This window comes from Paenibacillus sp. VTT E-133280 (assembly GCF_002264385.1).
Classification (GTDB): Bacteria; Bacillota; Bacilli; order Paenibacillales; family Paenibacillaceae; genus Paenibacillus_AQ; species Paenibacillus_AQ nitricinens.
The window spans coordinates 1-19,962 of sequence record NZ_NFUX01000061.1; the positions used below are offsets into that span (position 1 = coordinate 1).

The 19,962-nt window shown below is 46.3% G+C and carries 19 protein-coding genes; 18 read left to right on the plus strand and 1 reads right to left on the minus strand.

Annotated features, from left to right (window positions below; all coding sequences use genetic code 11):
* The first annotated feature begins 169 nt into the window (after positions 1-169).
* The 8 genes from CA600_RS22860 to CA600_RS22895 all read left to right on the plus strand — a co-directional run bounded on the left by CA600_RS22860 (position 170) and on the right by CA600_RS22895 (position 8,558).
* Entirely contained in the window at positions 170-1,273 is a 1,104-nt protein-coding gene (locus CA600_RS22860) for a PucR family transcriptional regulator (protein ID WP_256989977.1), read from the plus strand.
* Between the two features lie 114 nt (positions 1,274-1,387).
* The gene (locus CA600_RS22865; RefSeq protein ID WP_094873152.1) at positions 1,388-2,509 is read left to right on the plus strand and encodes an ABC transporter ATP-binding protein; all 1,122 of its coding nucleotides are present in this window, start codon (positions 1,388-1,390) and stop codon (positions 2,507-2,509) included.
* 210 nt (positions 2,510-2,719) lie between these two features.
* On the plus strand, positions 2,720-3,658 hold the full coding sequence (gene hprK / locus CA600_RS22870) for an HPr(Ser) kinase/phosphatase (protein ID WP_042123257.1): 939 nt from the start codon (positions 2,720-2,722) through the stop codon (positions 3,656-3,658).
* 12 nt (positions 3,659-3,670) lie between these two features.
* Positions 3,671-4,702 carry a prolipoprotein diacylglyceryl transferase gene (gene lgt / locus CA600_RS22875; RefSeq protein WP_094873154.1) on the plus strand — a complete coding sequence of 344 codons (1,032 nt, stop codon included), beginning with the start codon at positions 3,671-3,673 and terminating at the stop codon, positions 4,700-4,702.
* A gap of 5 nt (positions 4,703-4,707) precedes the next feature.
* Positions 4,708-5,364: a pyrophosphatase PpaX gene (gene ppaX, locus CA600_RS22880; RefSeq protein WP_094873155.1), complete on the plus strand. Its 657-nt coding sequence runs from the start codon at positions 4,708-4,710 to the stop codon at positions 5,362-5,364.
* Positions 5,361-5,870 (plus strand): acyltransferase, encoded by a 510-nt coding sequence (locus tag CA600_RS22885; protein WP_179281711.1) that lies wholly within the window; start codon positions 5,361-5,363, stop codon positions 5,868-5,870. The genes ppaX and CA600_RS22885 overlap by 4 nt, the downstream gene beginning before the upstream one ends.
* A 293-nt stretch (positions 5,871-6,163) precedes the next feature.
* Positions 6,164-7,360 carry an acyltransferase gene (locus CA600_RS22890; protein WP_094873158.1) on the plus strand — a complete coding sequence of 399 codons (1,197 nt, stop codon included), beginning with the start codon at positions 6,164-6,166 and terminating at the stop codon, positions 7,358-7,360.
* Positions 7,361-7,403: 43 nt separating this feature from the next.
* Positions 7,404-8,558, plus strand: coding sequence for an acyltransferase (locus CA600_RS22895; RefSeq protein ID WP_094873160.1), 1,155 nt, complete (start codon positions 7,404-7,406; stop codon positions 8,556-8,558).
* A gap of 77 nt (positions 8,559-8,635) precedes the next feature.
* Here CA600_RS22895 and gntK read toward each other — a convergent pair whose 3' ends face one another.
* Positions 8,636-10,171, minus strand: coding sequence for a gluconokinase (gene gntK / locus CA600_RS22900; protein ID WP_094873161.1), 1,536 nt, complete (start codon positions 10,169-10,171; stop codon positions 8,636-8,638).
* Positions 10,172-10,539: 368 nt separating this feature from the next.
* On the opposite strand from gntK, the gene CA600_RS22905 reads away from it, so the two are divergent.
* The 10 genes from CA600_RS22905 to CA600_RS22950 all read left to right on the plus strand — a co-directional run bounded on the left by CA600_RS22905 (position 10,540) and on the right by CA600_RS22950 (position 19,957).
* Complete coding sequence (locus tag CA600_RS22905) at positions 10,540-11,757, plus strand: ATP phosphoribosyltransferase regulatory subunit (RefSeq protein WP_094873192.1); 1,218 nt, start codon at positions 10,540-10,542, stop codon at positions 11,755-11,757.
* A gap of 70 nt (positions 11,758-11,827) precedes the next feature.
* Positions 11,828-12,466, plus strand: a complete 639-nt coding sequence (gene hisG, locus CA600_RS22910) for an ATP phosphoribosyltransferase (RefSeq protein ID WP_094873163.1) — start codon at positions 11,828-11,830, stop codon at positions 12,464-12,466.
* A 35-nt stretch (positions 12,467-12,501) separates the two neighbouring features.
* A complete protein-coding gene (gene hisD, locus CA600_RS22915; protein ID WP_094873164.1) occupies positions 12,502-13,809 on the plus strand; it encodes a histidinol dehydrogenase in 1,308 nt (435 codons plus the stop codon).
* Positions 13,799-14,407, plus strand: a complete 609-nt coding sequence (gene hisB, locus CA600_RS22920) for an imidazoleglycerol-phosphate dehydratase HisB (protein WP_094873166.1) — start codon at positions 13,799-13,801, stop codon at positions 14,405-14,407. Before hisD ends, hisB begins: the two co-directional genes overlap by 11 nt.
* Before the next feature lies 1 nt (position 14,408).
* The gene (gene hisH / locus CA600_RS22925; RefSeq protein WP_094873167.1) at positions 14,409-15,032 is read left to right on the plus strand and encodes an imidazole glycerol phosphate synthase subunit HisH; all 624 of its coding nucleotides are present in this window, start codon (positions 14,409-14,411) and stop codon (positions 15,030-15,032) included.
* Positions 15,033-15,074: 42 nt separating this feature from the next.
* On the plus strand, positions 15,075-15,812 hold the full coding sequence (gene hisA / locus CA600_RS22930) for a 1-(5-phosphoribosyl)-5-[(5-phosphoribosylamino)methylideneamino]imidazole-4-carboxamide isomerase (RefSeq protein WP_094873169.1): 738 nt from the start codon (positions 15,075-15,077) through the stop codon (positions 15,810-15,812).
* Positions 15,813-16,673: 861 nt separating this feature from the next.
* A complete protein-coding gene (gene hisF, locus CA600_RS22935; RefSeq protein WP_042123282.1) occupies positions 16,674-17,432 on the plus strand; it encodes an imidazole glycerol phosphate synthase subunit HisF in 759 nt (252 codons plus the stop codon).
* On the plus strand, positions 17,429-18,142 hold the full coding sequence (gene hisIE, locus CA600_RS22940) for a bifunctional phosphoribosyl-AMP cyclohydrolase/phosphoribosyl-ATP diphosphatase HisIE (protein WP_094873170.1): 714 nt from the start codon (positions 17,429-17,431) through the stop codon (positions 18,140-18,142). Before hisF ends, hisIE begins: the two co-directional genes overlap by 4 nt.
* A gap of 13 nt (positions 18,143-18,155) precedes the next feature.
* Positions 18,156-18,983, plus strand: a complete 828-nt coding sequence (gene hisJ / locus CA600_RS22945; protein WP_094873172.1) for a histidinol-phosphatase HisJ — start codon at positions 18,156-18,158, stop codon at positions 18,981-18,983.
* A gap of 23 nt (positions 18,984-19,006) precedes the next feature.
* Entirely contained in the window at positions 19,007-19,957 is a 951-nt protein-coding gene (locus tag CA600_RS22950; RefSeq protein WP_094873173.1) for a ribose-phosphate diphosphokinase, read from the plus strand.
* Positions 19,958-19,962: the final 5 nt, after the last annotated feature.

A 19,962-nucleotide genomic window follows, 5' to 3' on the forward strand; every position in this document is an offset into this window, starting at 1 on the left:
GTGTCGAAGGTTCGAGTCCTTCATGGCTCATCCCAAACAGAAAGTCATCACCTTATGGTGGTGGCTTTTTTTGTGTTTTATGGTTGTATTATAGCAGCGCGTACTGAAGCGATTAACATAATATAAGAGAATATGCTAAAATAGGCGAAAAGAGCAAAAGTGGTGGAGCATGGTGACTATGGATAGTGAGACATTGCGGAAAAAATTAGAGCAGCTCACCGGAAAGAGAACCGGAATCAAGCAGTTAGGGAGGCAACATTCAGCTTCTCTTTTTAGCATGGGATTAGAAGGACAGGATCAGCTGGTAATCCATGAGGGTCATCTCTGGGCACCTTTGTATGAGAGTGACGGACGTATAACCGCTGTTTGGGTAGAAATGGAGGGGCTTACCTCTCTGGAAGTACAACTGGTCAACTACGCAGTTCGAAATTTTGCTATTGCACTTAAAGCTACAGGGCTTAGAGAAGAAGGTGAAGTGGAGGCGCGGCAGCTTGGCGCTTGGTTAAACACGGAGCTAGAGCAAGAGAAGAATGACACTGAAATTCCCGATGAGATCACCCTAAAGGGACGTCTGTTCGGAGATATGATTCCATTCCTCCTTAGTAGTGAGATTGCGCATAGTCCACAGATCTCTTACCGTTCACTGATGAAATTACTGCGCAGCTATTTTGAGAACGAAATTCTGCTCATTCCCCTTCAAGAGAAGGAATGGTTAATATTAGCTCGTAAAGAATTACTTACGGGCGGGGATGATAAGGATGATGAAGAAGAGAGTGTAGATGATCTTCTAGCACAGACTAGTATGGGGTTACATGAGCTGATAGCTAGTGAATGGGTAGGGGTATTCCATTTGGCAGTAGCTCCAGCTATGGTCCCTGTTAAGGGATTGACTGGATCTGTAGCTCTGCTCAGGGAGACCATTGTACTGGGTCGTATTTTTCAAGTAGGAGAGTATATTCATTTACCTTGGGAGCTGCATTTGGAACGTCTGGTTAACAGCATTCCTGATGTACGCCGCAAACAGTTGCTTGGACAAATTGGTGACTATTCCTCTGTACTATCAGATAAAGAAATGCTGCTGACTTTGGAGACTTTTTTTGAGATGGACTGTAATGTAAGTGAAACCGCCAAGAAGTTGTATATCCATCGGAATACGCTGCTCTACCGTCTGGATAAGATAAAACAAGAGACCGGGGCAGATGTACGAAGCTTTGGGGACGCTGCTATTGTGAAGCTTACTATGCTTTTGTATAAAGTGACGAAAAGGAAATAGGTTTTTTGTGAACCTTACAAATAGCCATAGTGTCCCGACTGGGGTAATATAAATGTACAAGGAAGCAGAATTTTTATATTAACTAATTAATAATTAACTCGAGGGGGAAATACAATGGCAGGCGTACGTTTAGAGCATATTTTCAAAAAATACCCGGGTTCAGATAAAGCAACAGTAATCGATATCAATCTTGATATTAAAGATAAGGAATTTTTAGTATTGGTTGGACCTTCCGGTTGCGGTAAATCCACAACTTTGCGTATGATCGCTGGTTTGGAAGAAATCTCCGAAGGTAAAATGTACATTGGCGATCGTGTAGTTAATGACGTTGCACCTAAAGACCGCGATATCGCGATGGTATTCCAATCCTACGCCCTGTATCCGCATATGAGCGTATACCAAAACATGGCTTTCGGTTTGAAACTTCGTAAAGTGAAGAAGGATGAAATCGACAAGAAAGTTCGCGAAGCTGCTAAAATTCTTGATATCGAGCATTTGCTAGATCGTAAACCAAAAGCGCTTTCCGGTGGTCAACGCCAACGTGTCGCTTTGGGACGCGCTATCGTACGTGATCCACAAGTCTTCTTGATGGATGAGCCTCTTTCCAACTTGGATGCTAAACTTCGTGGTCAAATGCGTGCTGAAATCACTAAACTGGTTAAGCGCCTTGAAACTACTTGTATCTACGTAACGCATGACCAAACAGAAGCAATGACAATGGGTGATCGCATCGTAGTTATGTATGATGGTATCATTCAACAAGCAGCTTCCCCTGAAGAGTTGTACAATGAACCTACAAATTTGTTCGTAGCTGGATTTATCGGATCCCCTACAATGAACTTTATCAATGGTACTTTGTCCGAAGTGAGCGGTTCTATCCGTTTCCGTGCTGAGAACCTTGATGTTGAAGTACCAGGCGGAAAAGCTCAAATCATCCGCAACAAAGGCTACATCGGTAAAGAAGTAATCATGGGCGTTCGTCCAGAAGATATCCATGAAGAGCCAGTATTCTTGGAAGCTTCCCCGAACACAATCTTCACTTCATTGGTTGATGTTACTGAGAACCTCGGTCACGAAATGCTCCTTTACTTGAGCGGCCTTGGTAAATCTACTGTAATCGCTCGTGTAGATGGACGTTCCACTACTCGCGAAGGCAGCAAGCCTAAATTGGCTATTGATATGAACAAAGTTCACTTCTTTGATAAAGAATCCGAAGCTAACATTTTGTTGGGATAAGATTGTAAAGATCTTTTCTCTCTTGATAAAGCCACCCGAAAGGGTGGCTTTATTGTTTAGATGGACCCTGTTTGGTTAGGTGCTAAGATTGCATTCATAAGCGTTATCAATTAAGATAGCAGGAGAATTACCTCCGGAATGTAAAGAGATCACTGCCAACCGGACGCAGTAAGCGGACAAATACCGCAGGTGACGAAAGGACGAACTTACATGGCTAAGAAAGTAAAAGTATCTGAATTGGTACAGCATTTTCAATTAGAGGTTATTTCCGGCCAGGAAGGTCTAAAGAGACCCATTACGGTCGATGACCTGAATCGCCCTGGACTAGAGATTGCTGGTTATTTTGAATATTATCCAGAAGAACGTGTTCAATTGCTAGGCAAGACAGAACTCGCTTTTTTCTCCATGCTGCCCGAAGCTGAGCGGAAAAGTCGACTTCGTGGAATTTGCAATGATAACACACCTTGTATTGTCATTACACGTGGTTTGGATGTGCCTCAGGAGTTAATTGACATCAGTAATGAAAAGGCCCTTCCTGTGCTTCGCAGCTCGATGGCTACGACTATTTTTTCCAGCCGTTTGACTAGCTTCTTAGAAGGGAAATTGGCCCCAACGGCGACGATCCATGGCGTACTTTGTGATGTATATGGTGTAGGTATGCTAATTACGGGTAGTAGCGGGATTGGTAAAAGTGAAACAGCCCTTGAACTTGTAAAGCGCGGTCATCGATTGATTGCTGATGATGCAGTGGAAATCCGTCAGACTTCAGATAACCAGCTGCATGGTACAGCCCCTGAGTTAATCCGTCATTTACTGGAGATCCGTGGAGTAGGTATCATTAATGTAATGACACTTTTTGGTGCGGGTGCTATTCGTAATCATAAACGGATTACACTTGTTGTTAGATTGGAAGCTTGGCAGCAAGACAAGCAGTATGATCGACTTGGACTTGATGAGGAAACGACACGGATTATTGACACAGATGTTCCGCTTGTAACGATTCCCGTACGCCCGGGACGTAACCTTGCAGTTATTATAGAGGTTGCAGCGATGAACTATCGCCTGAAACAAATGGGCTTTAATGCAGCCTTGCAGTTCACGAATAAGCTAACTGCGACCATATCCGAAGATATGGATGATCTCGATTAGGAGTGTGAGAGAATGTTCCCATTAGCACTAAATCCTATTGTCTTCTCAATTGGATCACTGCAAGTACACTGGTACGGATTAATACTGGGTTTCGGTGCACTCGCGGGGTTATTTCTTGCGATCCGCGAGGGCAAACGGTTTGGTATACCACAAGAATTCTTTATGGATATGCTGCTGCTAGGTGTGCCCTCGGCCATTATTGGAGCACGGATTTACTTTGTAGCGTTTAAATGGGAGGATTATAAGGATAATTTAATAGATGTCTTTAAGATCTGGAACGGTGGCATCGCTATCTACGGTGCTTTAATTGGAGCCATTATTTGTGGGATTATTTATTTCCGCTATAAAGGGTACCCCTTCTGGCGTATCGTTGATATTTGTGCTCCTGGACTACTTGCGGGTCAAATGATTGGACGCTGGGGGAACTTTGTCAACCAAGAGGCATACGGCAGCGTGGTTGAAGAGTCATTCTTGCGGGATAAACTGCATTTACCTGACTTCATTGTGAATCAAATGTACATAGGGGATGCTTTTCATCATCCGACCTTCTTGTATGAATCTCTTTGGAGCTTACTGGGTATCGCGCTACTCATGGTCCTTCGTCGCCAGAAGTTTGTGCGTGCCGGTGAGATTTTCATGTCTTACTTTATATGGTATTCTATCGGTCGTTTCTTCATTGAAGCTATACGTACAGACAGCTTGGCGTTTAATGGAAGCGCAGGCTTGGCATCCTTTATGAATGGATTGTGGAAACCGATGGAATGGCTAGGTTTTGAGCAAGGATACTTGGACCCAAGCTATGGAAATATCCGCATTTCTCAGCTGCTTGCGCTACTGATCATCGTCGCAGCTGTACTGCTTATCATTATTCGTAGGGTCACCGGAGAGTCAAAAGCACATTATTCTGATCCTATTGTATGTACTAAACCGATCAAAGCAGATACTATAGTGCCTGAAAGCGCAGTAAATACACCGCAGAAAGCTCGTCACGGGGCTCAACCTGAGCAAGGACAGCCTGCGGATGGAGATAAGAAGGAGCAGTAAAGCTTATGATAGAATGCGTTCTTTTTGATCTAGATGGAACGATTGTCGATACAAATGAGCTAATTATTAGTTCGTTTATGTACGCGCTGAAGGACAATGGTCTAGCTCCACTCACTAGGGAAGAGATTATTCCGCATATGGGCACAACCCTTCAGCAACAGATGAGAGTCTTCTCTGGACTTGAGGATGTAAGTGGTGCGCTTGAGAAATCCTACCGTTCTTATAATTATGAACATCACGATGCGTTAGTACGTCCCTTTCCTCAAGTGAATGAGACAATGGAAGAGCTCTTACGTCGTGGAATTAAAATGGGGATTGTGACCACAAAAATTCGTCCAACAACGATTAAATCGCTTGAGATGTTTGATTTGCTAAAGTACATGGATACGATTGTGACAGTGAACGATGTTACTGAACCAAAGCCACATCCTGAGCCTGTTCTGACAGCAGTCAATAACCTTGGCGTTGATCCTCGTAAAACTCTTATGGTGGGTGACAGTACGGTTGATATTCAGTCAGCAAAAGCTGCCGGTGTATATGCGGCTGGAGTATCGTGGTCATTGAAAGGCGAAGAGACTCTCCGCAAGTATGATCCCGACTATATTATCCATAACATGAAGGATATTATAGAAATAGTGGAGCGAGGAACGAGTGAATCGTGAGAAACGTAACCCGATATCCTGTAGAAGGTCATAACTCACTTTGGTACATTTACCGTACGGTCAGCCCGTGGAAGGGTGTCCGCAACTTTATTTTTATTCAGATTGCCCGTTATTGCCCGATTCTACCGTTAAAGAACTGGATCTATCGTCGGATTCTCGGGATGAAGGTAGGCAAGCATACCTCCTTCGGTCTGATGGCGATGGTGGATGTATTTTTTCCGGAAAAAATAACGGTGGGTGAGAACTCTATTATCGGTTATAACACGACGATTCTGGCGCATGAGTATTTAATCAAGGAATATCGCCTGGGTGAAGTAGTGATTGGTGAAAATGTATTGATTGGCGCGAATACAACGATTCTTCCCGGTGTAACCATTGGTGATTGGGCAGTTGTTGCCGCTGGATCAGTAGTACACAAGAACGTGGCGGCTGGCTCTTTTGTAGGAGGCAATCCACTGCGAGAGCTACGCCCAGCTTCATCGGAAGATTCTTCGGAACAAGTATAAAAGATGCTTCGTAAACCCTGCAGTTTCATATTGCGTTTTTTTAGCGCAGGATCTGCAGGGTTTCTTGCGTCTTGGAGAAGCTTATTAAGAAAACTTTAAGATCTTCTTAAGTTTTTTATTCGGATGTAGACGGTATAATTAGCCTTAGTAATCACGTAAATCCCACGCTAGGCATTCAGCTTCAAATATCAGAATGTAAATTCAGCAAGTGCAGACTTCCTGGTATGTTCAGTTTCCACATTCCGCTTAGCGTCTCTATGAACAACCATCATAGTAGAGAAGAGGAATTTAATATGAATACTGTGAGACAGGAAAGGCTGCCCCAGCTGGATATTTTCAGAGCCCTAGCTATATTAGGAGTACTGCATGTGCATGCGTCATCTTTTGCTGCTGGAGAGCAGGCACTGCATTCTCCTTATTATTACTGGCTGAACTGGATTAACATTTTCTTTAAATTCGGCACGCCCTCATTTATTTTCCTTAGCAGCTTCGTATTGTTTTATAATTATTATGGTCGTCCTGTGACACGCAGCTTGATCATTAATTTCTACCGTCGGCGATTAAAGTACATCTTGCTGCCTTATTTGCTAGCTTCTATGGGCTATTATGCACTAAGTCTATATGTTAACGGACGATTGATGCAGAACTTTGGAGACAACTTGTTAAGCTTTTCTAGAGCATTATTCTCGGGTTCCGCATATGCGCATTTGTATTTTGTCTTTATTAGCATTCAATTTTATTTACTTTTTCCAGTGCTGCTTAAGCTAATGCAGAGTTCCCGCTTCTTAATTAAATGGGCGATACCGGTGGGTTTGGGGCTTCAGTGGGGTTTTATTTTTTGGAATAAGTACGAGCTGCATATTGTTGAAAAAGGGAGCTTGGCGATCTCCTACCTGGCTTATTATATGATGGGTGCTTTTATCGCGATTCACTTTGATAAGGTAAAGATATGGCTGATGAAGCCATGGAGGGAACAATCTGCCGCTCAGAAGGGATGGACTACCTTGCTGGTATCCTCATTGTTGATTGCAGCCTTTATCCATGTGCAGCTATGGTATGTAGCCCGCCATTTTGGGGTGTGGACAGATTCGCTGTGGTACGAGCTATTATGGAATGTCCATACGATGTTATCAGCATTGGTTCTGTTGTACGCTACATTTTTGCTTTATCGTAAGGCTCCTCATGTAATCGTTGCTTCCTTGACTCGTTTAGGTGAGCTGTCATTTGCAATTTATTTGATTCATCCGTTATTGCTGGCGATCTATCGCAGGTTCCGATACCATATTCCCCTAGAGTCGCTAACTTATGTTTTCTTCATCTATGGAGGACTTGTAGTTGCACTGGGAGGAAGCTGGTTCATGGTGCAGTTTGCTTTTCGCCGAATTCCTCAGTCATGGATCTTCTTGGGAAGTGTTCCTCGGTCTCTAGAGTCTAAATCCAAGGTAACGTCAGGACATGCCTCGGAGGAGATGAGGAAGGTTAATACTTGAATAAGGCATCATTTCGATGCAGAGCTTAACAGGAGGAAAGATAATGAGACAAAAAGAAAGAATTCCGCAGCTGGATATTTTTCGGGCGATTGCTATTTTTGCAGTGCTAGCGATTCATGCTACCTCGAGAACGTTGGCGGAGACACTAGGTACCAACATGTTTCATCCGTTCTTATTTATTAATAAATTCAGCCAGTTCGCTGTACCTTCATTCATATTTTTGAGCGGGTTCGTGCTGTTCTATAACTATATTGATCGTCCACTGGGCGGAAAGACGCTGGGGAAATTCTACAGTAGAAGGCTGCTTTATATTATTGTGCCTTATGTACTATTCTCGCTGCTGTATTTCGCATTAAAAATGACAGCGGGGCATACATGGAGCTTACCTCCAGGGGAGATGGCTTCTAAGCTTTGGAAGTATTTATGGACAGGAACGGCATACACGCATTTGTATTATATTATTATCATTATACAGTTTTACGTATTATTTCCGCTCATTTTGTGGTGTCTGCAAAAGGTTCGTCGTCTGGCGGCTTGGGCACCGCTAATCGGATTGGTCCTACAATGGGGTTTTGTGCTGCTGAATAAATACATGACTAATAACGGGTATTGGCAGTTGTCCAAGGGCAGTCTGGCAATCACTTATTTCTCGTATTTCTTGCTGGGTGCTGGGATTGCAGTATACTATCCTTCTTTGAAAAAATGGCTGGTACCTTCACGTGAAGGTTGGCGCGCTGGTAAAGGTCCGGTATGGATTACTTTGTGGTTGTTGTGGATCGTAGCAGGGGTTGTTCATGTTGAGCTATGGTTTAACAACTATACGAAGAAAACAGTCATCAATAGTTTATGGTATGAGGGATTCTCTAACCTTCATGCGCTACTCTCTTGTGTGGTGTTGCTACAAGTCTCCTTCTTATTGTACGGAGCGGGCCGAAGCTTGCTCACAAGACTGTTGTTATCTGCCGGAGCCTGCTCTTTCGGAATCTATTTGCTGCATCCGTTACTGCTATTTTTCTATAGAAAAATACCGTTCCACGGAGGTTCTCTTGCATATACCGCAGCGATTGCTGGCGGCTGGCTCTTTGCGCTATTAGGCTCATGGCTCGTTGTAGCTTTGGCCTTCCGATATATTAAACCAGCTTGGATTATCTTCGGATCAGGTCCGCAGAAAGCGAAAACCATATCCAAAGGCGTGTAACTTCCTTATGCGCAAATGGCAATAAAAAAGCGTCGGTCTTCCACCATAGGGTGGCTTGATCGACGCTTTTTTGATTCTTATGCTTGCCGCTGAAATTCTGCAATGGCTTGATACTGGCTTTCGAGACTACGGTAGACAGAAATATAAATGGGTAGTAGCTGTTTGTATATTTTGGTATGTTCCTCCATTGGATCATGTTTATAGGTTGAACCAATCATGTCAAACACCACATCAAAGGAATCTACGCGACCCGTAGCGTAAAGGCCAAGCACGACGGCTCCAAGGCAGGAGCTTTCAATGCTCTCCGGAATGACAACCTCCTGATCAAAGATATCAGCCATCATCTGCCGCCACACCGAAGAGCGGGCGAAGCCGCCTGTGGCTAGGATTCTGCTTGGGCGCCCGATTTGCTCTTCCATAGCAAGAAGAACCATGTACATATTGAAGATTACGCCCTCAAGTACTGACCGAATCATATGTTCTTTATGGTGATTCATTGTAAGGCCAAAAAAGGAGCCGCGGGCATCCGGATTCCACAATGGCGCCCGTTCACCAGTTAAGTAGGGATGAAATAATAGTCCGCCGCTGCCTGGAGGAACTTGCTCCGCAATGCGGGTCAGTACCTCATAGGGGTCAATGCCAAGACGTTTGGCAGTTTCGACTTCAGAAGCGGCGAATTCGTCTCGTACCCACCGGAACAGCATACCGCCATTATTGACCGGTCCTCCGACTACCCAATGATTTGGGGTAAGGTTATAACAGAAGGTCCGTCCTTTGGGGTCCGTAAGCGGGTGATCTACTACGGTACGAATGGCTCCGCTGGTTCCAATCGTAGCGGCTACTACACCAGGTTCAATGGCACCTACGCCGAGATTGGACAGGACGCCGTCACTGGCGCCAATAACAAATGGGGTTGTAGGGAGCAGCAGAAGTTCCTCAGCTAGACCAGGGAGCAGCCCTTGCATGATTTGTGTGGTGGGAACAAGCCGCGAGAGTTGATCCGTTGTAATATGAGCAATCTCCAAAGCTTCTTTATCCCACTCCAGATTCTCCAGATTGAGCATGCCTGTGGAAGAGGCAATGGAATGATCGATGACGTATTCGCCAAACAATCTTGCGAATATGTATTCTTTTATGGAAATAAACTTATAAGTTTGCTTGAACACGTCAGGCTGCTCTTCGCGAAGCCACATTAGCTTGGTGATCGGAGACATTGGGTGTATAGGTGTGCCTGTGCGCAGATATAATTCATGGCCGTTTAGCTCATCCTTCAAACGAATTGCGCATCCGGCACTGCGATTATCAGCCCATGTGATGCAGGCAGTTAGGGCTTTACCCAGTTTATCGACGGCAATGACACTGTGCATGGCGGAACTGAAGGAGACAAATAGAATCTTATCCGCAGGTACACCGCTTTGCCGCATAACTTCAGAAATAGTATGGAAGACTGCGCTCAGGATTTGCTCTGGGTCTTGCTCTGCTATTGAGGGTGAGGGCTGATGTAAAGGATATCCTACATTAGCTTGTGCAGCTATGGCTCCTTTTTCCTCGAACAGAACTGCTTTGGTACTTGTAGTTCCAATATCAACGCCAATCATATAGGATTTAGTCATGCATTAGCCCTTCTTTCTAGTTGTAAGTAGATTTTTAGAACACTAATTACAGAATTATGAAGTACAATCATATTAGCTCATTATAGTATTGGATAAACGTGGAGGCAAAATAAAGGGATTCCCAAGTATTCGTTCGAAGTACATAAGTATTAATTCAGATTCAGATTCTCCTTGCGAGAAATTCAACCTAGATGGACAAGCTTAATCATACAAGCATTTGAAATGAAGTTGTAGCTTTATCCCGTTGGATTGACGAAAAAGTGGTGAACATGATACGATGTTAAAAACACTTTAATTTGCTACCACTTTACCATAGTGAAGTAAATATAGATATTATTTAACGATAACTGACGAGGTGAACAATGAAGATGTCCAAACCAAAGGGATTTGAGAAGCCGTCTGGCGTTCGGGACTATCTGCCCCGGGCTGTAACGAAATTGCGCAAAATTGAGAATGATGTCCTGCATTGCATGAGTCGCTGGGGTTATCAGCAAATGATGACTCCGACGCTAGAATATTACGATACAGTTGGCGTGGCTAGCTCCACGTCCGACCAGAAGCTCTATAAATTGCTTAATAACCGTGGCCAGGCTTTGGTGCTTCGGTCAGAAATGACGGCTCCGGTCGCCCGTGTGGTTGCATCTCTTTTGAAGGATGAGCCATTACCGTTGCGGTTATCCTATCACGCTAATGTTTTCCGTGCCATTGAGGAAGAAGCAGGGCGGGAAGCGGAGTTCTTCCAGACAGGAGTCGAGCTGGTAGGTGATGATTCACCTGAGGCCGATGCTGAAGTAGTGGCGCTCGCGATTTCATCGCTACAGGCTGCGGGTGTGAAATCTTTTAAAATCGCTATGGGGCATGTAGGCTTTCTGAATGGTTTATTTCAAGAGGTGCTTCCGGAATTGCCGGAGGCTCAGGAGGAGCTGAAGAGTCATTTATTGGGCCGTGACTACGTCTCTTTTCGGGAGACCTTACGCCGGCTGGATCTGACAGAAGCTCAGAAGAATGAACTGGATGGACTGTTACGTCTGCGTGGAGGCAAGGAGATTTGTGGACAGGCGCTGGAGCTTAGCGATCATCCGCTTGCCCGTCATTCGATAGATCATTTATGCAAGGTATGGGAGGTGCTGGTCTCTTACGGCGTATCACAGCATGTGCTGATCGATCTGACGATGATCGGAGACTTTTCCTATTATACAGGGATGACTTTTGAAGGCTATGCAGCGGAATTAGGGTTTCCGGTATGTAGTGGAGGCAGATATGATAATCTCCTTCAGCAGTTTGGGCGTCCGATCCCTTCCACAGGTTTTTCTTTAAAAACAAATCGTATTCTCGATGGTGTGACTGGATCGAGCGAAGAGGAAGAGCTGCCTATCTTAATCCAATATGATGCCACTCGTCGAAAAGAAGGTCTGGAAGAGGCAACACGCTTGCGGTCGGAAGGGCACGCAGTAGTAACTAGACTGGCAGCAGGTCCAGAAGAGCTTGAAACGGTGAAGCGTCTAGATACGGATACGATCGAAGCAGATGGTGTGCGGTACGGTGAAATCTATACCTTTGTATCTTTTGTAAGTGAACATGGCTGAGATATCGATAAACGAGAATGAGCGGTTAAGATAAATTTTGTAGGTAAATGGAAAAGGAGGAAACTTAACAATGGCACAGATTTTGAAGGTCGCTATGCCAAAAGGCCGGATTTACGAAAAGGCTGCTGAGCTGTTCCGCCAGGCAGGTCTCCCGATTCCACCGGATGGTGAGGCATCCCGCAAGCTTGTTATTCCGCTGCCTGAGGCAGGCATGGAGTTTATATTAGCGAAACCAGTAGATGTACCTACATATGTAGAATATGGTGTAGCCGACATTGGAATCGTGGGTAAGGACGTATTGCTTGAGGAAGATCGTGATGTATATGAGCTGCTTGATCTTGGCATCGCTCGATGCCGGATGTCGATCATTGGATTGCCAAACTGGCAGCCGGGGATTCAGCAACGTGTAGCTACGAAGTATCCGAATGTGGCTTCAAAATATTTCCGGGAGCAGGGACAGCAGGTTGAGGTCGTGAAGCTGAATGGTTCCATTGAGCTTGCGCCGCTGATTGGTCTCGCCGATCGTATCGTGGATATGGTAGAGACGGGCCAAACGCTGCGGGATAACGGATTAATTGAAATGAAGAGCATATTCGAAATTACGAGCCGCCTTGTGGCCAATCGTGTGAGCTATCGGATGAAAAATGAAGAGATACAGCAGCTGTGTGATCGACTGCAGGCGGTTATAGGGGAACCAAGTTTGCGGTAGGTGACAAGATTTAGGGGCAAAGGGAGGAACCAGCGATGAAGGTTGTATCGAGCAAGGACTTTAAGCTAGAGCGAGAAGTCGAGTATGGAACGCCAGAGCAAAATCAGGCGGTAAAGGAAATTGTGACCGCGATTAAAAAAGAAGGAGACACGGCACTTCTTCGCTACACGGAGCAATTTGACCGGGTCACGCTTACGTCGAATCAGCTGCGGGTAACTCCAGAAGAGCTTCAGGCAGCATATGGCCGAGTAGAAGAATCTTTCGTATCTGCTATTCAAGCAGCCGCAGCCAATATCCGGGCCTTTCATGCTAGACAGAAACGGAATTCGTGGATGGATCTTCAGCCCGATGGCACGATTCTGGGACAGATTATTCGTCCGCTGAAGCGGGTAGGGGTTTATGTTCCTGGCGGTAAGGCAGCTTATCCTTCCTCCGTGCTGATGAACGTGATCCCTGCGCAGATCGCAGGCGTGCCAGAGATCGTTATGGTAACCCCGCCATCCACCGGCGGCAAAGAAGGGATTGATCCATACATCCTGGTTGCTGCCGCAGAAGCAGGTGTGAATGAGATCTACCGTGTGGGCGGAGCGCAGGCGGTAGCTGCTTTGGCTTTTGGGACGGAGAGCATAGCGCCGGTAGATAAGATATGTGGGCCCGGCAATATATACGTTGCGCTAGCGAAACGCGAGGTATATGGTGCCGTGGACATCGACAGTATCGCGGGACCAAGCGAAATTGTCGTGCTCGCAGATGAGACCGCTGAGCCGGCCTATGTCGCAGCGGATCTGCTCTCGCAGGCCGAGCATGACGAGATGGCCTCGGCGATTCTAGTCACGCCATCGCAGAGCTTGGCGGTTAGTGTGGCTGCTGAAGTGGAGCGTCAGCTACAGGAGCTGCCGCGACAGGCGATCGCCCGTTCATCCGTAGAGAATTACGGTGCGATCATTGTTGTGGAATCTATGGAGGAAGGAATCTCCGTAGTGAATCGATTGGCACCAGAGCATTTAGAGATTGTTGTCGAGGACCCTATGGGTCTTGTGGGCAGCATTGAGAATGCTGGAGCCATTTTCCTAGGAGCTTATAGCTCAGAGCCTGTGGGCGACTATTTTGCCGGACCGAATCATATTATCCCAACCAATGGTACGGCACGGTTCTCGTCGCCAGTGGATGTGGATGATTTTATAAAGAAATCAAGTCTGATCTATTACAGCAAGGAAGCCCTCCTGCGTGATGGAACGACCATTATAGAGCTGGCACGTCGCGAAGGGTTAGAAGGCCACGCACGGGCCATTGAGATTCGACTCAAGAACGAAGGAAAAGGTGGAGACGGATATGGAGAATAATAATGAACAAGCCTTGCGCCAAGCAGGACTAAGCCGCAAAACAAACGAGACGGATATCAAGCTGTCTCTTAACGTAGATGGAAGTGGAGTTTCTGAGCTGGAGACGGATGTTCCTTTTTTGAATCATATGCTAGATCTGTTCACAAAGCACGGCCAGTTTGACCTGTCAGTACAGGCGCGAGGAGATATCGAAATTGATGATCACCACACGGTTGAAGACATTGGGATCTGCCTAGGTCAAGCACTGTACGAAGCACTAGGTGATAAAAAAGGAATCAAACGTTATGCGAGTGTTTTTGTACCGATGGATGAGGCGTTGGCGCAGGTTGTGATCGATATCAGCAATCGCCCACACTTTGAATATCGCGCAACGTATCCTTCACAGCAGGTGGGCAGCTTTTCGACGGAGCTTGTTCAGGAATTCTTATGGAAGTTCGCGCTGGAAGCTCGGATAACGCTGCATGTGATTGTACACTACGGTTCTAACACACATCACATGATTGAGGCTGTATTCAAGGCGCTTGGACGGGCACTCGATGAAGCAACACTAATTGATCCACGTGTAAAGGGTGTGCCTTCTACGAAGGGAGTGCTGTAGCATGACTGTTGCAATCGTCGATTATGGCATGGGCAACCTGCACAGTGTGAGCAAGGCGGTAGAACGCCTCGGTTATGAGTGTGTAGTGACGGGGGAAGCCGAGCAAATTCTCGCTGCTGATAGTGTCATTCTGCCGGGTGTCGGTGCATTTGGCGATGCGATGGAGCAGCTGCGGGAAAGTGGCTTGGATCTTGTGATTAAACAGGTAGCTGCCGGAACACAGCCGCTGCTTGGCATTTGTCTCGGCATGCAGCTGCTGTTTAGCAGCAGTGAAGAGCATGGCAGCCATGAGGGTCTTGATATTCTCTCAGGCTCGGTGGTGCGATTTGCTCCTAGAGTTGGCTATAAAGTGCCACATATGGGTTGGAATAAGCTGAGCTTCAGACAACCTCAAAGTCCGCTGTTTGCAGGTCTCGATGAGGGGCATGTGTATTTCGTCCACTCCTATCACGCACTTGTAGCGAATAAGAGTGACCTGTTGGCAGTCACCGATTATGGATACCCAGTTACGGCTATCGTGGGCCAGGATAATGTATTCGGCATGCAGTTTCATCCGGAAAAAAGCGGAGAGCTGGGAATGAAGCTGCTGGGTAATTTCTTGAAATTAAAGGGAGAGCGGACGTAAGCCGCGCTATAAATATAATGTAACGAAAGTGGGGAGCGCCAAATGTCTTCTTTTATTGTATATCCGGCGATTGATATCCGGGATGGAAAATGTGTCAGGCTGCAACAAGGGGATTACAGTCAGGAAACGATATACAATGATAGTCCACTGAAGGTGGCCAAATCTTGGGAAGAGCAAGGCGGAAAATTCATTCATTTGGTGGATTTAGACGGGGCAAAAGCAGGTCATCCTGTGAATGATGCGATGATCGGCGCTATTGCTGCTAATGCTAACGTGCCTGTTCAGGTGGGCGGTGGCCTTCGTACTCTTGCGGACGTGGAAAAATTGCTTGGACTTGGTGTTAGCCGCGTTATTATCGGCACTGCTGCGATTAATGATCATGTTTTTACCGAAGCGGTATTGGCTAAATACGGTGATAAAGTAGCTATCGGCATTGATGCACGCAACGGTTATGTTGCCACACATGGCTGGTTGAATACCTCTGAGGTACGTGCTGAGGATCTGGCTAAGGAACTGGCTGCAAAAGGAGCAGAGACGTTCATTTACACCGATATCTCTCGCGACGGAATGATGCAGGGGCCGAACGTGGAGGGCATTGTGTCCATGGCGAAGGTCAGTGGTAAAACGGTGATCGCCTCCGGCGGAGTCACCAGTCTTGATGATCTGTTACGTCTGAGCATGCATAACGGCAGCGGTGTAGGCGGAGCTATTGTTGGCAAGGCGTTGTACACGGGCAATATTGATCTCTCCAAAGCTTTGCAGGCACTCGCACAGAAGTAGTGTTGAGTATGAGCTGCGTTAGTTGACGAACCTGACAAATAACTGACTAATAACTGACTAATTAATTCGTTCTTACTGTGCTAAAAATCTTATTAGAAGGTTTGGTTGTATTTTGTGCAATAGAACCCTTCTTAAAGGGCTTGAATGTTTATTTGATTGCACTTTATACAGTTGAAATAGTGATAAACCTTCGTTTTCGTGGATTTCTGGGAAATCTAATGCACGAAATACAATAGACGGCACAATTTGATTGTTTGAGGTTTACTCTATTGTACAGAGTGCAATAGAACGTCGAACTAGGTTGATAAACCCTAAGCTATTGAGCGACTAAGGTGGTTTCAGCTAAAGTCTGATGTGGAATCTGTTGTAATAAGCTAATTAGGCGGCGGGATGGGCATTACGCCTTAGCTGGATGATATAAGAGTACTTCATACAACTATTGTTCCAATTAAGAGCATGTTTGCTAATTTAATTGTATTTCGTGCAGCTATAAATGAGAGTTGATCTTATTTCTAAGCTCATTTCCAGATTTAATTGTACGAAATGCAGTTAAACGCATGGTTTGCTGGATGGACGGTGAAATAACTGTACATGATGCAACTAAATGAGCCGATTATTTCATGAGCGCGAGCCCACAGGTGGCCTAATGAATTTGGTCTTGCGGGTGTCGCGAGTCCGTCGTCCTGCCAGGAGCATGAATCGTGGAGACACAGGGATTATGAGTGTATGTCTAGCTTGGGCTTGCAGGCTGTGTATGCCCGCCTACTCACAGAGGCAAGAACGTAGAACGCGAAGGTGTTATGGGCTTAAGTTTGTGTTTAGGGGGACCGAAAAACCTTTGCAATAAAGGAGGGATTTATTATGTTAGCAAAACGTATCATCCCCTGTCTTGACGTTAAGGACGGACGGGTAGTCAAGGGCGTTAACTTTGTGAATCTGCGTGATGCCGGAGATCCGGTTGAGCTCGCGGCGCTGTATGACCGTGAGGGTGCAGATGAGCTTGTGTTTCTCGATATATCAGCTTCCGTAGAAGGCCGAGCGACCATGATTGAGGTTGTGCGGCAGACCGCAGGTGAAATCGCCATTCCTTTTACAGTGGGCGGCGGGATCTCTACACCTGATGATATGAAGCGGATTCTTCGTGCAGGTGCAGACAAAATTGGCATTAATACGGCTGCTATCACAAATCCACAGTTAATTCTGGAAGGTGCACGCCGTTTTGGCTCTCAATGTATTGTGGTAGCCATAGATGCTAAATATAACGAGGCATTTGGTGAATGGGAAGTGTATACACATGGTGGTCGCAAGCCCACTGGCATCCGTGCTCTGACCTGGGCCAAGGAAGCTGAAAAGCTCGGAGCAGGTGAGATTTTACTCACAAGTATGGATGCAGATGGCACGAAAGATGGCTTCGACCTGAAGCTGACCTCAGCAGTAAGCGACTTACTTAGTATTCCTGTGATTGCTTCTGGCGGTGCTGGGAAGAAGGAGCATTTTTACGATGTATTTACGGAAGGGAAAGCTGATGCTGGACTGGCGGCGACCATTTTTCACTATAAAGAGATTGCCATTAACGACTTAAAGGCTGATTTGAAGCAAAAAGGGGTAGAGATCCGATGAGTCAAACAGAAAAGAATACATCCATTAGCCAACAAGAAGCGCTGGCCGGCATTCGCTGGAATGAAGCGGGATTGGTGCCTACGGTTGTACAGGATGCCAACACACTTGAAGTTTTGATGGTTGCTTACATGAATTCGGAATCGTTGCAGCTCTCGCTGGAACGTGGTCAGACCTGGTTCTGGAGCCGCTCACGCAGCGAGCTTTGGCACAAAGGTGGAACCTCCGGCAACACACAAGCGATTACCTCCATAGCCTATGATTGCGATAGTGATACATTGCTCGTGAAGGTTGTTCCTGAAGGACCAGCTTGCCATACTGGAGCTACTTCGTGCTTTTTCCGTGAAATCCCTTTGGATAACCAAACCAAGGAAGCGCAAAAATCGGCTGCAAGTCTTACGGATGGCGAGCGGTTTACCGTTCTTGGCGAGCTAGAGCGCGTGATTGCTGAGCGGGAAGTAGAACGCCCGGAAGGCGCATATACCACTTATTTGTTCGATAAAGGGGTCGATAAGATCCTTAAGAAGGTAGGCGAAGAAGCCTCTGAAACGATTATTGCCGCTAAAAATAAAGACAATGCCGAGCTGCGTCTTGAGGTTAGTGATCTGATCTACCACTTACTAGTTCTGCTACAGGAGCGTAAGCTTCCGCTGGATGAGATCATGGAAGAGCTCAGTACCCGCCACGAGCGCCCACGCCGGGATCAGTACTAGGGGGGACTGAAGGATGCATATCGATTACCACACGCATCATGAGCGCTGCGGTCATGCCGTGGGCAAGCTTGAGGAGTATGTGCAGCGCGGGATTGCGCTTGGACTTGAGAAACTAGGGTTATCGGACCACTTGCCGCTCATTCATGTCGATCCTGCTAGCTATTACCCTGAGATGGCGATGCCAATGGCTGAACTGCCTCGTTATGTAGAGGAATGTCTGAGTCTGAAGGAACGTTATCGTGGAGCCATAGATCTGCGGGTGGGGCTGGAAGCGGATTATATTGAAGGCTACGAAGATCAAATTCGTGAGATTTTATCTCCTTACCCATGGGATTATCTGATTGGCTCTGTGCATTTTCTTGGGGAATGGGATATTACGGATTATCGACAGGTTCATGGCTGGGAAGGTAAGGATGAACTAGAGGTATATCGTCTTTATTATGATGCTGTAAAGAAGTCGGCGTTATCGGGATTATATGATATTATAGGACATATGGATGTTATTAAACGGTTCGGCTATGGTCCACAGACACCAGATGGTAAAGCAGAAGTGAGAGCATTGGAACTGGAAACCTTAAAGGTTATAGCAGATAGCGGAGTCGCCATGGAGCTAAATGCTTCAGGACTTTTCAAGCCGTGTGCTGAAATGTTCCCAGCGGAACATCTGCTACAGGAGGCTTTTAAGCTCGGTATACCTCTTACGCTCGGCTCGGATGCACATGACCCTGCTAAGCTTGGAGACGGCTTACAAGAGGCTCGTAGCCTGCTTTGGCACACAGGATTTCGTGAACTGGCTGTATTTGAGGGTCGTCGTCGTACCGCTGTTCCGTTCAAACTATAATTTATAATCCGCAGGAGGGTATTATGCATCATCAACAGTTACGTATTTTTTCCGGTTCGTCGAATCCAAAGCTGGCGGCAGATATTGCAGAGCGACTTGGTGTTGAATTGGGGCAGATTAAGCTGACCCGTTTCATGAGCGGCGAGATTTACGTGCATTACGAAGAGAGCATCCGGAACTGCGACGTATTTTTGGTGCAATCCCTATCCCATCCCATTAATGAGATGTTCGTGGAGCTGCTCGTGATGATAGATGCTGCTAAACGGGCATCGGCACGTACAGTTAACATTATTGTGCCGTATTATGGATATGCTCGACAGGAACGTAAGTCTGCACCTCGTGAACCGATTTCGGCTAAGATGGTAGCTGATGTACTTACGACCGCCGGCGCAACCCGTGTAATCACTATCGATTTGCATGCAGCGGCAATTCAAGGATTTTTCAACATTCCGGTCGATCATCTGACTGCTCTCGATTTGATCAGCAGCCATTTGAAGGCCAAGGCTATGTCTGATTTGGTCATTGTCTCTCCAGATGCCGGACGTGCCTCTATGGCTGAGAAGCTGGCGAATAAGCTGGATTCACCTTTTGCCATTATGATCAAGAAGCGTCCAGCCCATAATGAATCTGTAATCACTCATGTCATTGGTGATGTAGAGGGACGTACACCGATTATTATCGAGGACCTGATTGATACAGGGACTACCATTGTGAATGTGGTAGAGGGTCTGAAAGAGAGAGGTGCGAAGGACAGTATCGTCTGTGCAACGCATGGATTGTTCTCAGGGCCTGCGCTGCAGCGGCTTGACCATCCCTCAATTGAGGAAGTGGTCATTACCGACTCTATCGCGCTGCCAGATGATCATTCAAGTCGGTTTAAGGTCTTATCGGTTGCACCGATGCTTGCTCAAGCTACACGTATTATTCTTGAGGGCGGTTCGATCGATAAGCTTTTCAGAGACGCGGGAATTTAATTCCC

Bases quoted from the DNA above. Each gene is read 5' to 3' on its own strand.
- hisG (WP_094873163.1), top strand. From the start codon at position 11,828: ATGGCACAGATTTTGAAGGTCGCTATGCCAAAAGGCCGGATTTACGAA.
- CA600_RS22890 (WP_094873158.1), top strand. From the start codon at position 6,164: ATGAATACTGTGAGACAGGAAAGGCTGCCCCAGCTGGATATTTTCAGA.
- lgt (WP_094873154.1), top strand. From the start codon at position 3,671: ATGTTCCCATTAGCACTAAATCCTATTGTCTTCTCAATTGGATCACTG.
- CA600_RS22895 (WP_094873160.1), top strand. From the start codon at position 7,404: ATGAGACAAAAAGAAAGAATTCCGCAGCTGGATATTTTTCGGGCGATT.
- hisJ (WP_094873172.1), top strand. From the start codon at position 18,156: ATGCATATCGATTACCACACGCATCATGAGCGCTGCGGTCATGCCGTG.
- hprK (WP_042123257.1), top strand. From the start codon at position 2,720: ATGGCTAAGAAAGTAAAAGTATCTGAATTGGTACAGCATTTTCAATTA.
- hisH (WP_094873167.1), top strand. From the start codon at position 14,409: ATGACTGTTGCAATCGTCGATTATGGCATGGGCAACCTGCACAGTGTG.
- hisB (WP_094873166.1), top strand. From the start codon at position 13,799: ATGGAGAATAATAATGAACAAGCCTTGCGCCAAGCAGGACTAAGCCGC.
- CA600_RS22905 (WP_094873192.1), top strand. From the start codon at position 10,540: ATGTCCAAACCAAAGGGATTTGAGAAGCCGTCTGGCGTTCGGGACTAT.
- CA600_RS22950 (WP_094873173.1), top strand. From the start codon at position 19,007: ATGCATCATCAACAGTTACGTATTTTTTCCGGTTCGTCGAATCCAAAG.
- hisF (WP_042123282.1), top strand. From the start codon at position 16,674: ATGTTAGCAAAACGTATCATCCCCTGTCTTGACGTTAAGGACGGACGG.
- hisD (WP_094873164.1), top strand. From the start codon at position 12,502: ATGAAGGTTGTATCGAGCAAGGACTTTAAGCTAGAGCGAGAAGTCGAG.
- CA600_RS22865 (WP_094873152.1), top strand. From the start codon at position 1,388: ATGGCAGGCGTACGTTTAGAGCATATTTTCAAAAAATACCCGGGTTCA.
- ppaX (WP_094873155.1), top strand. From the start codon at position 4,708: ATGATAGAATGCGTTCTTTTTGATCTAGATGGAACGATTGTCGATACA.
- hisIE (WP_094873170.1), top strand. From the start codon at position 17,429: ATGAGTCAAACAGAAAAGAATACATCCATTAGCCAACAAGAAGCGCTG.
- gntK (WP_094873161.1), bottom strand. From the start codon at position 10,171: ATGACTAAATCCTATATGATTGGCGTTGATATTGGAACTACAAGTACC.
- CA600_RS22860 (WP_256989977.1), top strand. From the start codon at position 170: ATGGTGACTATGGATAGTGAGACATTGCGGAAAAAATTAGAGCAGCTC.
- hisA (WP_094873169.1), top strand. From the start codon at position 15,075: ATGTCTTCTTTTATTGTATATCCGGCGATTGATATCCGGGATGGAAAA.